Source organism: Pseudomonas sp. UBA6323, assembly GCF_002439135.1.
GTDB lineage: Bacteria > Pseudomonadota > Gammaproteobacteria > Pseudomonadales > Pseudomonadaceae > Aquipseudomonas.
Window position 1 is genome coordinate 76,764 of the sequence record NZ_DJSX01000002.1, and the last position, 15,035, is coordinate 91,798.

The 15,035-nt window shown below is 62.4% G+C and carries 18 protein-coding genes (1 of these 18 only partly in view); 3 read left to right on the plus strand and 15 right to left on the minus strand.

What is annotated here, in order from left to right; all coding sequences use genetic code 11:
- Window positions 1-245, plus strand: partial view of a tRNA 5-methoxyuridine(34)/uridine 5-oxyacetic acid(34) synthase CmoB gene (cmoB, locus tag B3P22_RS00525; protein ID WP_296269461.1) — the end only. It extends 610 nt beyond the left edge of the window; 245 of the gene's 855 nt are visible here — the last part of the coding sequence; the start codon falls outside the window, past its left edge; it ends in the stop codon at window positions 243-245.
- A gap of 63 nt (window positions 246-308) precedes the next feature.
- On the opposite strand, the gene B3P22_RS00530 is transcribed toward cmoB, so the two are convergent.
- A complete protein-coding gene (locus B3P22_RS00530) occupies window positions 309-569 on the minus strand; it encodes a hypothetical protein (protein ID WP_197856031.1) in 261 nt (86 codons plus the stop codon).
- Between the two features lie 115 nt (window positions 570-684).
- Here B3P22_RS00530 and B3P22_RS00535 point away from each other — a divergent pair, with 115 nt between their 5' ends.
- Window positions 685-1,572 (plus strand): LysR substrate-binding domain-containing protein, encoded by an 888-nt coding sequence (locus B3P22_RS00535; protein WP_296269462.1) that lies wholly within the window; start codon window positions 685-687, stop codon window positions 1,570-1,572.
- Window positions 1,573-1,713: 141 nt separating this feature from the next.
- Here B3P22_RS00535 and pdxJ read toward each other — a convergent pair whose 3' ends face one another.
- The 12 genes from pdxJ to rpoE form a co-directional block, all read right to left on the minus strand.
- Window positions 1,714-2,460 carry a pyridoxine 5'-phosphate synthase gene (gene pdxJ / locus B3P22_RS00540; protein ID WP_197856033.1) on the minus strand — a complete coding sequence of 249 codons (747 nt, stop codon included), beginning with the start codon at window positions 2,458-2,460 and terminating at the stop codon, window positions 1,714-1,716.
- On the minus strand, window positions 2,453-3,142 hold the full coding sequence (gene recO / locus B3P22_RS00545) for a DNA repair protein RecO (protein WP_296269463.1): 690 nt from the start codon (window positions 3,140-3,142) through the stop codon (window positions 2,453-2,455). The genes pdxJ and recO overlap by 8 nt, the downstream gene beginning before the upstream one ends.
- Before the next feature lie 60 nt (window positions 3,143-3,202).
- Entirely contained in the window at window positions 3,203-4,108 is a 906-nt protein-coding gene (gene era / locus B3P22_RS00550; protein WP_197856035.1) for a GTPase Era, read from the minus strand.
- Window positions 4,095-4,784 (minus strand): ribonuclease III, encoded by a 690-nt coding sequence (gene rnc / locus B3P22_RS00555; protein ID WP_013714666.1) that lies wholly within the window; start codon window positions 4,782-4,784, stop codon window positions 4,095-4,097. The genes era and rnc overlap by 14 nt, the downstream gene beginning before the upstream one ends.
- Window positions 4,781-5,158, minus strand: coding sequence for a DUF4845 domain-containing protein (locus B3P22_RS00560; protein ID WP_296269464.1), 378 nt, complete (start codon window positions 5,156-5,158; stop codon window positions 4,781-4,783). Before B3P22_RS00560 ends, rnc begins: the two co-directional genes overlap by 4 nt.
- A gap of 88 nt (window positions 5,159-5,246) precedes the next feature.
- Window positions 5,247-6,101, minus strand: a complete 855-nt coding sequence (gene lepB, locus B3P22_RS00565) for a signal peptidase I (RefSeq protein ID WP_275544493.1) — start codon at window positions 6,099-6,101, stop codon at window positions 5,247-5,249.
- 6 nt (window positions 6,102-6,107) lie between these two features.
- Entirely contained in the window at window positions 6,108-7,907 is a 1,800-nt protein-coding gene (gene lepA, locus B3P22_RS00570) for a translation elongation factor 4 (RefSeq protein WP_296269465.1), read from the minus strand.
- 151 nt (window positions 7,908-8,058) lie between these two features.
- Window positions 8,059-9,483, minus strand: coding sequence for a DegQ family serine endoprotease (locus tag B3P22_RS00575; RefSeq protein WP_197856039.1), 1,425 nt, complete (start codon window positions 9,481-9,483; stop codon window positions 8,059-8,061).
- Window positions 9,484-9,518: 35 nt separating this feature from the next.
- The gene (locus B3P22_RS00580) at window positions 9,519-9,974 is read right to left on the minus strand and encodes a SoxR reducing system RseC family protein (RefSeq protein WP_296269466.1); all 456 of its coding nucleotides are present in this window, start codon (window positions 9,972-9,974) and stop codon (window positions 9,519-9,521) included.
- The gene (locus tag B3P22_RS00585) at window positions 9,971-10,918 is read right to left on the minus strand and encodes a MucB/RseB C-terminal domain-containing protein (protein ID WP_197856041.1); all 948 of its coding nucleotides are present in this window, start codon (window positions 10,916-10,918) and stop codon (window positions 9,971-9,973) included. The genes B3P22_RS00580 and B3P22_RS00585 overlap by 4 nt, the downstream gene beginning before the upstream one ends.
- Before the next feature lie 20 nt (window positions 10,919-10,938).
- Window positions 10,939-11,511 (minus strand): sigma-E factor negative regulatory protein, encoded by a 573-nt coding sequence (locus B3P22_RS00590; RefSeq protein WP_296269467.1) that lies wholly within the window; start codon window positions 11,509-11,511, stop codon window positions 10,939-10,941.
- Window positions 11,512-11,541: 30 nt separating this feature from the next.
- Window positions 11,542-12,123, minus strand: a complete 582-nt coding sequence (gene rpoE, locus B3P22_RS00595) for an RNA polymerase sigma factor RpoE (RefSeq protein ID WP_003245473.1) — start codon at window positions 12,121-12,123, stop codon at window positions 11,542-11,544.
- 549 nt (window positions 12,124-12,672) lie between these two features.
- Here rpoE and nadB point away from each other — a divergent pair.
- Window positions 12,673-14,304 (plus strand): L-aspartate oxidase, encoded by a 1,632-nt coding sequence (gene nadB / locus B3P22_RS00600; protein WP_296269468.1) that lies wholly within the window; start codon window positions 12,673-12,675, stop codon window positions 14,302-14,304.
- On the opposite strand, the gene B3P22_RS00605 is transcribed toward nadB, so the two are convergent.
- Both B3P22_RS00605 and B3P22_RS00610 read right to left on the minus strand, forming a co-directional pair.
- Window positions 14,258-14,725: a protein YgfX gene (locus tag B3P22_RS00605; protein ID WP_296269469.1), complete on the minus strand. Its 468-nt coding sequence runs from the start codon at window positions 14,723-14,725 to the stop codon at window positions 14,258-14,260. The two genes, nadB and B3P22_RS00605, sit on opposite strands and share 47 nt — an antisense overlap.
- Entirely contained in the window at window positions 14,709-14,963 is a 255-nt protein-coding gene (locus tag B3P22_RS00610) for a succinate dehydrogenase assembly factor 2 (RefSeq protein ID WP_296269470.1), read from the minus strand. The genes B3P22_RS00605 and B3P22_RS00610 overlap by 17 nt, the downstream gene beginning before the upstream one ends.
- Between the last annotated feature and the right edge of the window lie 72 nt (window positions 14,964-15,035).

Below are 15,035 nucleotides of genomic sequence, written 5' to 3' on the forward strand. Positions count from 1 at the left end.
ACGCGCAGATGCGCAACGTCTGGTTCCTGCCCTCGGTGTCGGCGCTGGAACGCTGGCTGCGCCGCGCCGGTTTCGAGGACGTGCGCTGTGTCGACGTCAGCATCACCTCGGTGGAAGAACAACGCGCCACCGAGTGGATGCGCTTCCAGTCGCTGCCCGAGTTTCTCGACCCGGCCGACCACAGCCGCACCGTCGAAGGCCTGCCGGCACCGACCCGCGCAGTGCTGGTCGCGCGCAAGCCTTAGAAATAGCGGCTTTAGTGGGGCGGGTACAACCCGCCAGATCTCTATCGGCGGGTTGCACCCGCCCTACCCCCGCAACCAGCACGCCCGCCGCTGTGCGATCGAGCGCAGCGGCTCACGCGCCCCCTGCTCCACTACACCACGGGCACTGCCCAGGCGAATCCGTCCTTCTATGTCCTGTGCCAGCAGGCGGCGCATCCGCCAGCGCCAGAGCCAGGCGCCCACCCAGTCGACGATGGCGTTCTGCAGATCCAGCGGCCACATGGCCGGCATGTAGAACTCGGGCATCGGCGGACGTGGCTTATCGTGCTTGCTCGAACCGTTCATGTCTTTTCCTCCGTTTCGCCGCCGGCTGTTCCCGGCTTGCGATCAGGATGAAACGCGCCTATCGTTCAAACAAACGACAAATATCAAATAGGCAATTAAGAAATATTTAACGATTATGAACGCGCCAGCCTCTGTTTCTCTGCCGCTTCTGGAAAGCGACGTACTGCGCACCTTCGTCGCCATCGCCGATAGCGGCAGCTTTACCCGCACCGCCGCCCAGGTGTTTCGCAGCACGGCGGCCGTCAGCCTGCAGATCAAGCGCCTCGAGGAGACACTCGGCCAGCACCTGTTCATCCGCGAAGCCAGGCGCGTGCAACTCACCGCCGAGGGCGAGGTACTGCTGGGCTACGCCAGGCGCCTGCTCAAGCTCAACGAGGAAGCGGTGGCGCGCTTTCTCACCCCGACGCTGACCGGCCGCGTGCGCTTTGGCACGCCGAACGATATCGGCGACCGGGTACTGCCCGGCGTGCTGACCCTGTTCGCCCGCAGCCATCCAGCCGTGGAGGTCGAAGTGAATGTGGGCCGCAGTGTGGATCTGGTGGCCAAGCTGGATGCCGGCGAACTGGATCTGACTCTGATCAACGCCGGCAATGACGGCCTGGACGACGCGCGCGGCGAGGTGATCTATTCCGAAGAACTGGTCTGGGCAGGGCGCGATGGCGGCCTGGCCATACAGCGCTCGCCGCTACCACTGGCGCTGGCCAACCCCGGCTGCGCCTGGCGCAGAACTGCGATCGATGCACTGGATCGCCAGGGGGTGGCCTACCGCATCGCCTACTCCTGCGAACAGTGTGCGGGGCAGGAGGCGGCCATGACCGCCGACCTGGCCATCGCGCCCTTCCCCCGCAGTCTGGTCAAGCCACCGCTACGTCGGCTCGGCGCGGAACAAGGCCTGCCACCACTGGGCGAATACCACATCAAGTTGATTCGTGGTCATCAGAGTAATGACGCCATCGAGGCGCTTGCCATGCAGATGATCCGAGCCTTTGCCGGCCAGGCTTGAGGGCCGGCTTCGCGGCACAAGGGCGCTCCTGCGCAATGCGTTTAGGTGTGCGCTGTTCGCGGACAAGTCCGCTCCCACAAAGCCTGCTTGCACTGCGCTGCCGTGGGAGCGGACTTGTCCGCGAATGCTCTGGAAAGGCAGTCAGCCGCGATCGGCCGCCGCCACGATCAGCGCCTTCATCTCGGCGACCGCCTGCTTGAAGCCAACGAACAAGGCATGGGCGACGATGGCGTGCCCGATGTTCAGCTCGTTGATGCCGGGAATCGCGGCGACGGCCTCGGCGTTGTGGTAATGCAGGCCGTGACCGGCATTGACGATCAGCCCATGGTTTAGTCCGCAGATCACGCCATCGCGAATACGCGACAGTTCCTGAGCCGCCTCCTCTGCGGTATGAGCATCGGCGTAACGCCCGGTGTGCAGTTCGATGGCCGGCGCGCCGACGCGCATGGCCGCCTCGATCTGCCGCTCCTCGGCGTCGATGAACAGCGACACCTCGCAACCGGCCAGCGTCAGTCGCTCCACAGCCGCGGCAATGCGCGCTTCCTGGCCCGCTACGTCCAGGCCACCTTCGGTGGTCAGTTCCTGGCGGGTTTCCGGTACCAGGCAGACATGCGCCGGGCGAATCTGCTCGGCGAAGCCGAGCATGAAGTCGGTGACGCCCATCTCGAAGTTCATTCGCGTCTGCAGCACGTCGGCCAGCACGCGAACGTCGCGATCCTGGATGTGCCGACGATCTTCGCGCAGGTGCACGGTGATGCCGTCGGCACCGGCCTCCTCGGCGTCCAGCGCGGCCTTGACCGGGTCCGGGTAGCGCGTACCGCGAGCCTGGCGCAGGGTGGCGACGTGGTCGATGTTCACGCCGAGCAGAATACGATTGGCCTCAGTCACGCTTGGACTCCTTGAGCGTCATGAAAAGTTCGCGGCTGACCAGTGGCCTGCCACCAAGATGAGGTGCCAGCGCCTGGCGCATCAGGCGCTTGGCCGCAGCCAGCGCACCCGGTATCTGCCAGTCGGCTTCGGCCATGGCCAGCAACTCACGGCCCTGGAACACGCCAGGCTGCAGTTGTACCACCGGCACCAGGCCAATGTCCTGCTGCCAGCGATACAGCGCGGTGGGGTCGATAGCCTGGTCGTGCTGGTCGCGATCCAGGGCGAAACCATAGCCCAGCTCGTCCAGCAGGCGCCATTCGAATGCACGCAACAGCGGCTCCAGCGGCCGGCCGGCAGCCAGCGCCTGCAGGGTCAGGCCGTAGTGTTCGAGCATCACGGGGTGCGGATCTTCCGCCGGCAGCAGGCGGATCAGCAGTTCGTTGAGATAGAGACCGGAGAACAGCGCCTCGCCGGTCAGCAGCAGTGGGATGCCAGCGCTTTCCAGACGGCCGACGCTCTTCAGCTCGCCGCGCCCGCGCAGCTCCAGCTCCAGTGGCGCGAAAGGCCGGGCAATGCTGCCAACCTTGCCGCGCGCTGCGCGCAGCACTGCGCGAATACGGCCCTGCGCGGTGAAGAAATCTACCAGGGCGCTGCTTTCCTTGTAAGGACGGCTATGCAGGACATAAGCGGCAAGCTGCACGTTTCAAGCCTCAAGCAAGAGCGGCTTGTGGCTTGCAGCTTATGGCTCGCAGCCTGTTGCTCAATCCAGGTAGCCCAGCGAGCGCAGGGCACGCTCGTCGTCGGACCAGCCGCCTTTGACCTTGACCCAGAGGTTGAGCATCACCTTGGAATCGAACATGGTCTCCATGTCCTTGCGCGCATCCGCGCCGATGCGTTTGATGCGCTCACCCTTGTCGCCGATGATGATCTTCTTCTGCCCGTCGCGCTCCACCAGGATCAGGCCGTGGATATGCAGAATGCGACCCTCCTGCTTGAACTCCTCGATCTCCACGGTGATCTGGTAAGGCAGCTCGGCGCCGAGCTGACGCATGATTTTCTCGCGAATCAGTTCGGCAGCCAGGAAGCGGCTGGAGCGGTCGGTGATCTGGTCTTCCGGGTAGAAGTGTTCGGACTCCGGCAGTCGCTCGCCCACCAGCTTCTCCAGAGTGTCGAGGTTCTGTCCCTGCAGCGCGGAAATCGGCACGATCTCGGCCTGCGGCAGTTGCTCGGCCAGCCAGTTCAGATGCGGCAGCAACTCGCTCTTGTCTTCCAGGCGGTCGGCCTTGTTCACCGCCAGCAGGATCGGGCATTTGACGTGCTGGACCTTCTCCAGCACCAGCTGATCCTCGTCGGTCCAGCGCATGCGGTCGACCACGAACACCACCACATCGACGTCCTTCAGCGCGGTGGACGCACTGCGGTTCATGTAGCGGTTGAGCGCCTTGTCGTTGTGCTTGTGCAGACCGGGCGTATCGACGTAGACGGCCTGTACCTCACCCTCGGTCTTGATCCCGAGCATGTTGTGGCGGGTGGTCTGCGGCTTGCGCGAGGTGATCGCCAGCTTCTGCCCGAGGATGTGGTTGAGCAGCGTCGACTTGCCCACGTTGGGCCGGCCGACGATGGCGACGTAGCCGCAGCGGGTCATAGGTGCATCAGTCATTGCCATTCTCCACCCCGAGGGCGATCAGCGCCGCAGCCGCAGCGACCTGCTCGGCGATACGCCGGCTGCCGCCCTGGCCCAGGGTCTTTTCATTGAGCAGGGCCACCTGACACTCGACCATGAAGGTACGGCAGTGCGGCTCGCCCTGAACGTCCACCACCTCGTAACGAGGCAGTTCGCAGGCGCGCGATTGCAGGAATTCCTGCAGGCGCGTTTTCGGATCCTTGTTGGTGTCGACCAACGTCAGGCCGTCCAGCTCACCGGTCAGCCAGTCCAGCACGCGCTCGCGTGCCGCTTCCATCCCGGCATCCAGATAGATGGCGCCGATCAGCGCCTCCAGAGCATCGGCCAGGATCGACTCACGGCGGAAACCGCCGCTCTTCAGCTCACCGGAGCCCAGGCGCAGGTATTCGCCCAGCTCGAAACCGCGCGCCAGCACGGCCAGGGTTTCCCCCTTGACCAGGCGCGCGCGCAGGCGCGACAACTGACCTTCGCGGGCCTGAGGGAAGCGCTCGAACAGCGCCTCACCGGCTACGAAATTGAGAATGGCATCACCGAGAAATTCCAGCCGCTCATTGTTGCGGCCGGCGAAACTGCGATGGGTCAGGGCCAGGACCATCAGGTCCTGATCCTTGAAGCTATAGCCGAGCTTGCGCTCGAGGCGGGACAGATTGGGACTCACGGCATCCGTACACGAAATTCTTTGTCGAAATTCACCACCAGATCGAGGTTCTCGATCAGCGGCTCGCGTTTTTCATACTTGAGGTGGACCTGGAACTCGTTGTTCTCCACCTTGACCTGCAAAGCGTCGCGCATGTTCAGGTCACGAATGTTGTTGACCTGCATGCCCTTGCTCACATGATTGTAAAACTCACCGACGGTGCGCACGTCCGCCGCCTTGTCGGTTTCCACCGAGGTGATGATCTTCTCCATGGACATATAGTCCAGATAATGCGGCAGCACCTTGAATGCCGTGCTGGCGAAGAATGCCACCACGGCCAGAACCACCAGCCAACCCAGAATGGAAAGCCCCTGCTGCGAGCGCGCGAAAGTCATGTGTATCCCCAATGGACGGTCTTGTTGGAAAGCCTGACGGCTAAACTCTTTATAGCCTGTGGCGCTGTATTGAACAGCGCGCCAGTGCTCAATGAATCAGGCCGACTCGGGAGAAGTTGGGCAGATTTCCGGTCTTCGGCTCAGGCCAGCTCATCCAGATGGCGAAGGCCTTGCCGACGATATGGTCGTCCGGGACCATGCCCCACAGCTCCTGCGGGATATGACGATCACGCCAGTAGCGGCTGTCGTTGGAGTTGTCACGGTTGTCGCCCATCATGAAGTAGTGCCCTTGCGGCACTACCCATTGGCCGCCGGGCTCACGGCGCATGCGGGTCATTTCCTTGCGGATGGTGTGCTCGATCTGGCCCAGACGCTCTTCATAGAGCATTGCACCGCCCAGGCTGCCCGGCTCTTCACCGATCAGCTTCTCGGCCACCGGCTCACCATTGACCAGCAGTCGCTTGCCCTGGGTGTACTCGATCTGGTCGCCCGGCAACCCTACGACGCGCTTGATGTAGTTGATGGTCGGGTCGCTGGGATAGCGGAACACCATCACATCGCCGCGCTGCGGGTTGTCCACCTCGATGATCTTCTCGTCGATCACCGGCAGGCGAATGCCGTAGGCGAACTTGTTGACCAGGATGAAATCGCCCACTTCCAGAGTCGGCTTCATCGACCCCGAAGGAATCTGGAACGGTTCGACCAGAAACGAGCGCAGCACCAGCACGATGGCCAGCACCGGGAAGAAGGATTTGCCGTACTCGACCAGCAAGGGCTCCTTGCTCAGGCGTTCCAGCACCCTGTCGTCAGGATCGTCGACCCGCCCCTGGTACGCCGCAATCGCCGCACGGCGGCGCGGAGCCAGCAGAATCAGATCGACCAGGGCCAGGAAGCCGCAAACGGCGACCGCGATAACCAACAGGAGCGGGAAATTGATCGACATAGAGCCTTAGCTATCCAACCTGAGCACAGCGAGGAAGGCTTCCTGTGGGATCTCCACGTTACCGACCTGCTTCATGCGTTTCTTACCGGCCTTCTGCTTTTCCAGCAGTTTCTTCTTACGGCTCACGTCGCCACCGTAACATTTGGCCAATACGTTCTTTCTGAGCGCCTTGACGGTGGTCCGCGCGATGATCTGGCCGCCAATGGCTGCCTGGATCGCCACATCGAACATCTGCCGAGGAATCAGTTCCTTCATCTTCTCGGTCAACGCACGGCCCTTGTAGGCCGCGTTGTCGCGGTGAACGATCAACGCCAGGGCATCGACCTTGTCGCCGTTGATCAGCACGTCCAGCTTGACCAGGTTGGCAGACTGGTAGCGGTCGAAATGATAGTCCAGCGACGCATAACCCCGGCTGGTCGACTTCAGACGGTCGAAGAAGTCCAGCACCACCTCATTCATCGGCAGGTCGTAGCGAACCTGAACCTGCGAACCGAGGAATTGCATGTCGCGCTGCACGCCACGCTTTTCGACGCACAGGGTAATGACATTACCCAGGTGCTCCTGCGGCACCAGGATGGTCGCGGTGACGATCGGCTCGCGGAAGTCGGCGACCGTCGAGACGTCCGGCAGCTTGGACGGGTTGTCGACGGTGATGGTTTCACCGGTCTTGAGTTCAAGCTCATAGATCACGCTCGGCGCCGTGGTGATCAGGTCCAGGTCGTACTCGCGCTCCAGGCGCTCCTGCACGATTTCCATGTGCAGCATGCCGAGGAAGCCGCAACGGAAGCCGAAGCCCAGGGCGTCGGAGCTTTCCGGCGCGTACTGCAGCGACGAGTCGTTGAGGGTGAGCTTCTGCAGGGCATCGCGGAAGTCCTCGAAATCGTCGGAGCTGACCGGGAACAGACCGGCGTATACCTGCGGCTGGATCTTCTTGAAGCCCGGCAGCACCGCGACCTCGGGGGTCGAGGACAGGGTCAGGGTGTCGCCGACCGGCGCGCCGTGAATGTCCTTGATGCTGGCGATGATGAAGCCCACCTCACCGGCCTTGAGATCGGCGGTGGCGGTGTGTTTCGGGGTGAATACGCCGACGCTGTCGACCAGGTGCACCTTGCCGGTGGACTTGACCAGAATCTTGTCGCCCTTCTTCACGCGCCCCTGGCGCACGCGCACCAGCGAGACCACGCCCAGGTAGTTGTCGAACCAGGAGTCGATGATCAGCGCCTGCAGCGGCGCATCGATCTCGCCCTCGGGCGCAGGGATGGTCTGCACCAGGCGTTCGAGCACCTCGTCCACGCCCATGCCGCTCTTGGCACTGCAGGCCACGGCCTCGCTGGCGTCGATGCCGATGATCTTCTCGATCTCGTCCTTGACGCGGTCCGGATCGGCCTGCGGCAGGTCCATCTTGTTCAGCACGGGCATCACTTCCAGGCCCTGCTCGATGGCGGTGTAGCAGTTGGCGACCGACTGCGCCTCGACGCCCTGGCCGGCATCGACTACCAGCAGCGCGCCCTCGCACGCAGCCAGCGAGCGGCTGACTTCATAAGTGAAGTCGACATGGCCGGGCGTATCGATGAAGTTCAACTGGTAGATCTTGCCGTCCTGCGCCTTGTAGTGAAGCGTGACGCTATGGGCCTTGATGGTGATGCCGCGCTCACGCTCCAGATCCATGGAGTCCAGAACCTGAGCCTCCATTTCACGCGCGGTGAGACCGCCGCACAGCTGGATGAAACGGTCAGCCAGGGTCGACTTGCCGTGGTCGATGTGGGCGATGATGGAAAAATTGCGGATATGACTCAGGTCACTCACGGATCAACACTCGAAGAAGGCACAGGCAAGACGCTTGCCGAAAATAGCCGCGGATTGTACCCGATCCCGCGCGACCGCGTCACGTCTGCACAACACAGGTGCAGACACGAAGAAGGGCGCTCGAAAGCGCCCTTCTTAAGCATTGCCCGGATTACTCGGCCAGCTTGAAGGTAATGAAGCTGGCACGCCCCTGGCGCAGCACGCGCATGGACACCGAACGATTCTTCGGCAGCTCCTGGGCCACCTGGGTGAAGGTGCTGGTGGAGTCGATGGCCTGGTTGTTCAGGTGCGTGATCACGTCACCCGGGCGCAGGCCGATCATGGCCGCCGGGCCGTTGAGCACCTCCCTGACCACTACGCCGCCCTTGAGGTCGAGGCCTTTCTTCTGTTCGGCAGTCAGCTCGACGACGGTCACGCCCAGACGATTGTTGCTGCGCTCGCCACCCTGCGCCGAACCCGACGAGGCCAGCTCCTGCCCTTCTTCCGGCAGCGTGCCAACCGTGACGTTGAGCTTTTTACGCGAACCATCACGTACCACGTCCAGCTCGGCCTTCTCGCCCGGCTTCAGCCCGCCGACCAGATGCGGCAGATCGGCCGACATGATGATCGCCTTGCCATTGAGGCTGAGAATCACATCGCCCACCTGCAGGCCACCCTTGTCCGCCGGGCCGTCTTCGAGCACCTGAGCGACCAGCGCGCCGGCCGGCTTTTCCAGACCGAAGGATTCGGCCAGGTCCTTGTTCACTTCCTGAATCACCACACCGAGCCAGCCGCGCGTGACCTTGCCGTCAGCCTTGAGCTGATCGGCGACCTGCATGGCCACCTCCATCGGTATGGCGAAAGACAGGCCCATGAAGCCGCCGGAGCGGGTGAATATCTGCGAGTTGATACCCACCACTTCGCCCTGCAGGTTGAATAGCGGACCTCCGGAGTTGCCCGGGTTGATCGCCACGTCGGTCTGGATGAACGGCACGTAACTGTCGCTCGGCAGGTTGCGGCCCTTGGCGCTGACGATACCGGCGGTTACCGAGTGGTCGAAACCGAACGGCGAACCGATGGCCAGCACCCACTCACCGACCTTAAGGTCGTCGGCCTTGCCCAGGCGCACCACAGGCAGGTCCTTGCCTTCGACCTTGAGCAACGCGACGTCGCTGCGCGGATCGGCGCCAATCAGCTTGGCTTCGAGCTCGCTGCGATCGGACAAACGCACGATGATCTCGTCGGCATCGGCGACCACATGATTGTTGGTCATGATGTAGCCGTCCGGCGAAATGATGAAACCGGAGCCCAGCGATTGCGCTTCACGCTGGCGACCGCCAGGGTTGCGCGGCACCTGCGGGATGCTGCGCTCGAAGAACTCGCGGAACATCGGCGGCAAACCTTCGAGATCAGGCAGCCCAGGCTGACCGGCAACGCCACGTTCCGGCATCTTCTGCCGAGTACTGATGTTGACCACCGCAGGCGAGGCTTCCTCGACCAGATCGGTAAAGTCAGGCAGGCTGGCCTGAGCCAACAAGCTCTGCCCCCAGAGCAAGGCAACCGCCAGCAGCGGCGCAAAGGACTTGAGTTTTCTCATCGAACTACGACTCCCCATGTAAAACTCGAACACACTCAACCCGCCGCTGGCACAGGCACCAGCAGCGTACGCAGGACAACAGGCTGCAATAAGGGGTCCCCGGCAACGCGAGCAGCGCGCCAGCGAACCATCAGCCAACTGGCGGACAGGCCGATCAAACCGACAAGGATCACCAGAGGCTCGGACAGGCCCAGGCCTTCCGCCAGCAGCGCAGCGGCGAACAAGCCCAGAAGTGGAAGCAGATAAACCAGAAGCGAACTGCGCACCAACAGATCTTCGCGCACACCAATGATCACGGTGTCGCCAATCGCCAGCGGCATTTGACTGAGAGCACGCACATAACCACGTTGTCGGCCTAGACCCAGGCGATCCATCAACCCCTGGCCACAGGCCGCATTGGCCGAACAACTCGAGCAGGTACTCTTGCGCAGCGTCTCGACCCAGACAGCGCCGGGCTCGAGCGCCACTACACGCCCCTGCTCTTCAATCATTGGCTCGCCTGTTCAGGCACTCCGGCGCGCATGGACAGAGCGATACGTTCGGCGGTTCCCAAAGGAATCTCACCGACCACGGTAACCATCACGTCACCGGCATCGGTGCTCATCCGTCGCGAGACCGCGACGGTCGGGCCCAGCTGGCTGCGCGCGTCTTCCACTACATCACCATTGAGGCGCTCGAGGAAAACCGAGAAACGCGCCAAGCCATCGCCATACAACAGGTAGGCGACAGCATCAGCGGAGGCCGGATCACGACGCAACTGCGCAGTAGTCAGGGTAAAGCCCGGTGGCAACCAGTCCGAACGCCAGCTTCCCTCGGCCATGCTGTCGGACGCACGGAAACTCACCGGCCGACAACCCGAACTCGGCTGCAGGGCATTTTCCACCGGCACGGAAGTGTCCAACTGGGCGAACTGGAAGCGCTCCAGAAGCTGGCCGCGCTCGTTAAGCAACAGGGACTTGAGTGGCAGACCGGTTTCACGGTCAAGGTACAGCTCGAAGCCGTAACGGTGCTGATCCTTGGGCTCCAGGACCAGAACATCCGCTGCACGGTTGGCAATGCGCGACTGGCCGGCGACACGAATGTCATACCAGTTGCTCAATTGCTCGGCATCCAGCTGACGGGCAGGCCAGGCCTGCCCTTCGCTAACCTGGTCAGCCAGTGCGCCGGTGACGCACTGAGCCTGACCATCGACCTTGAGCACTTCCTGCGCAGGGCCGTCGAGTTGCAGAAGGCGCTCGCGAACTTGCCCCCCCTCCTCCACTCGATGCCATACGGCGTGAGTGGAGAAACTACCATTACGTTCGTAGATGAACGTACCCTGAAAGCTTTGCTCACGCTCTGCCGCGGCAAGGCGTCCGAGCAAGTCCTGTACCTCGGCGGCCTGCACCGGCAATGCCAGCAGACCACCGAGCAGGCAGAGGGGAATAGCGCGCATGTGACTCCTTACTTAGGCGCTTAGCGGTTTTCCAGACTCGCAGCACGAGCATAAGGCAGAGCGGTTTCACCGGTACCCATCACCGCTTCCTGTGCGTGTTGACGCAGATAGTTCGGCAGGCGCTGCTCGTGCCAGCTGGCAGTACCGGCCTGGGCAGGTTCGCCGGCCTCTTCGCTGCTGTTGTAGCCAGCGAGCAGCGCAGGACCTTGCACCTGCGGTACCGAGAGTACCGGAGAAGCATCCTGCTGGGCCAGCTGAGCGCCCGTCAGATCATCCTGATTGTAGAAGCGCACCCCAGCCAGCACAGCAACGGTCACCGATGCTGCCACGGCTACTCGCCCGATGCTGCGCCAGATCGGCGCCTTACGCGCCGGAGCGGCTTCGTCGGCCAATGCCGCGGAAACCGCCGATGCGATGTCCAGCTGCGGTACCAGCAACTCACGGTGCATGGCTGCACGGGCGACCTGGTAACGCGACCAGGTACCACGTAGCTCACCATCCTCGCTGGCTGCCAGCACTCGCCGCAGTTCCAGTTCGTCCGCTTCGTTATCCATCACCGCGGACAGCGATTCCTGCAGGGTTTCACGACTCATGGCGTACCTCTCTTGGCTGTCGCCGCTGCCTTAGGCTTCCTGCAACAAAGGTTGCAGGGACTTATCAATTGCCTCACGTGCACGGAAAATCCGTGAACGTACCGTACCCACCGGACACTGCATGACGCTGGCAATGTCCTCGTAACTCAAGCCTTCGAACTCACGCAGGGTCAATGCCGTACGCAGGTCATCCGGCAGCTGTGCGATGGTTCGATGCACGGTGGCCTCGATCTCGTCGCGCAGCAATGCCCGTTCCGGTGACTCGATGTCCTTGAGGGCGTGGTCGCCGTCGTAGAACTCCGCGTCATCGCTACTGACATCACTATCTGGCGGCCGCCGACCGCGGGACACCAGATAATTCTTCGCCGTGTTGATGGCGATGCGGTACAGCCATGTATAGAACGCGCTGTCACCGCGAAAGTTTCCAAGCGCTCGATAGGCTTTTACGAAAGCCTCTTGAGCGACATCCTGAGCCTCGTGGGTGTCGTGCACGAATCGCACGATCAAACCGAGGATCTTGTGCTGATACTTCAGCACTAACAGATCGAAGGCACGCTTGTCACCACGCTGCACTCGCTCGACCAGCTGCTGATCATCTTCCTGGGTTAGCATGCACTCTCCTCGTTACGCTTGAAGGAGGCTTGCACCCGTAAGCAAATCAACTTGCCAAGATAGACTCGGGCCTTACGCAAAAGTTCTCCCCTCCAAGCAAGCTTCCCGCAGAGTTTTCTTTTCTCTGGCTGGAATGGCGACAGCGAAACGTCTCCGCTGGCGCAAATAATCTTATCGCCGCTCATTTCCACACCCTCCGCTGACTTCAGATGCAGGCACGCGCAAGCGCTCTCCCTTATATGGGCGACCCTGTATGGAACCTTAAAGACTAAAAAAGTTCCCAAAGCACTGAGGTCGGACATAAGAGCTGCCTCAATATTCGCGAGCTAGAGCACTGCAAGGTGAAGACAGAAGGAGCGAGTTTCGAGTGGAAACGAGCAGTACTCGTTTCGTTCGCCCTTCTAGCCTTCATTCGGACGTAAATCACCGTCCGAGATTGCTTCAACTAAGCAGGCCCGACACGCAGCGGATAATGATGTGGCTCTGGCTGGCTATTGTGCCGATGCCCCTCTCTATATACTAGGGCTCGCTTTCACGCGGAACTCGGACATGAGCCACCACTTCCAGCACGACGTTCTGGTCATCGGCAGCGGCGCTGCCGGCTTGACCCTCGCCCTCACCCTGCCAACTCACTTACGCATCGCGGTCTTGAGCAAAGGCAGCCTGGCCAATGGCTCGACCTACTGGGCGCAAGGTGGCGTGGCAGCCGTACTGGACGACACCGACACGGTCGAATCCCACGTCGCCGACACCCTCGACGCCGGCGCTGGCCTGTGCCGCGAAGACGCCGTGCGCTTCACGGTAGAACACAGTCGCGAAGCCATCCAGTGGCTGATCGATCAAGGTGTCCCTTTTACCCGTGACGATGAAACGGCGCGCGAGGATGGCGGCTTCGAGTTTCACCTGACCCGCGAGGGTGGCCACAGCCATCGGCGCATCATTCACGCGGCCGACGCCACTGGCGCGGCGATCTTCAATACGTTGCTGAAACAGGCCCGCCAGCGCCCGAACATCGAGCTGCTGGAACAGCGCGTTGCCGTCGACCTGATCACCGAGCGCAAGCTCGGCCTGGATGGCGACCGCTGCCTGGGCGCATACGTGCTCGATCGCGCCTGCGGCGAAGTGGACACCTTCAGCGCGCGCTTCGTGGTTCTCGCCACTGGCGGCGCTGCCAAAGTCTACCTCTATACCAGCAACCCGGACGGCGCCTGTGGCGACGGCATCGCCATGGCCTGGCGGGCCGGCTGCCGAGTCGGCAACCTGGAGTTCAACCAGTTCCACCCGACGTGCCTGTATCACCCGCAGGCCAAGAGCTTCCTGGTCACCGAAGCCGTGCGCGGCGAAGGCGGCCTGCTCAAGCTGCCCAATGGCGAACGCTTCATGCAGCGCTTCGACGAACGCGCCGAGCTGGCGCCGCGCGACATCGTCGCCCGTGCCATCGACCATGAAATGAAGCGTCTGGGGATCGACTGCGTTTACCTGGATATCAGTCACAAGCCGGCGGAGTTCATCAAGAGTCACTTCCCCACCGTCTACGAACGCTGCCTGGGCTTTGGCATCGACATCACCAAACAGGCCATCCCAGTGGTGCCGGCCGCGCATTACACCTGTGGCGGCGTGGTGGTCGACCGGCATGGCCACACCGACGTACCGGGGCTGTACGCGATCGGCGAGACCAGCTTCACCGGCCTGCATGGTGCCAACCGCATGGCCAGCAACTCGCTCCTCGAATGCTTCGTCTACGCCCGCTCGGCCTGCGCGGATATCGTCCGGCAACTCGGCGCCATCGGCATGCCCGCCAACCTGCCCTGCTGGGACGCCAGCCAGGTGACCGACTCGGACGAGGACGTGATCATCGCCCACAACTGGGACGAGTTGCGCCGTTTCATGTGGGACTACGTTGGCATCGTACGGACCAACAAGCGCCTGCAACGCGCGCAGCATCGCGTGCGCCTGCTGCTGGACGAGATCGATGAGTTCTACTCGAACTACAAGGTCAGTCGTGACCTGATCGAGCTGCGCAACCTCGCGCTGGTCGCGGAACTGATGATCCGCTCGGCTATGCAGCGCCATGAAAGCCGCGGCCTGCACTACACACTCGATTACCCCGAGCAACAAACCGAGGCCCGCGACACTATTCTGGTGCCGACGCCCCAGGCTCAGCCCAGCGTCGCCGGCTGAACTTCAAGCGCAAGCGCAGGCGCCGATGCAACTCGGGCGCCAGCGCGTCATGCGCGATACACAGCCCACGACTGAAGCGCTGGCCCGGCACGCGATAGCGCAGCACGACCGCCAGCGGCAACGCCAGACTGTCAGGACGCAGCTGCACCGCCTGCCAGCCGCTGGCAGCGCTGTATAAATGCCAGCCGAGCGCATCACGACGCAAACCGGTAATGGCCTGCGGTGCCGTCAGCAGAACGTGTCGCGGCAGCACCCAGGCTGCGTGCGCCAGGCACGGCAGAGGTGAAAGTAATTTCGACCAGAAGGGAATGTCGGCCAGCCAGGGCGCCAACAGGGCCAGCGCCAGTACCGCCAGGTAGAGCCTCAGCAGCCAGCGCGATGGCTGCCAGCGGCACTCGAAGGCGTCACTTGGGTTGGACACGATCCAGGATCATGCGCACGATGTGGCGCAGGTCGGCATCTTCAGGCTCGCCGCGCTGCATGAACCAGCCGAACATGTCCTGATCCTCGCACTCCAGCAACTTGCGGTAGCGCGCCTGGTTCTCGGCATCCAGGTTCGGGTATACCTCCTGGGCGAAAGGCACCAGCAGTACGTCCAGCTCCAGCATGCCACGACGGCTATGCCAGAACAGGCGATTCAGTTCATTTTGCTCAACCATGCAACGGACTCCTCGAACGAGGCGGCAGTATAACAGCAGCTGCAGGCAGTATCCGGCTCAATGACCAGATAC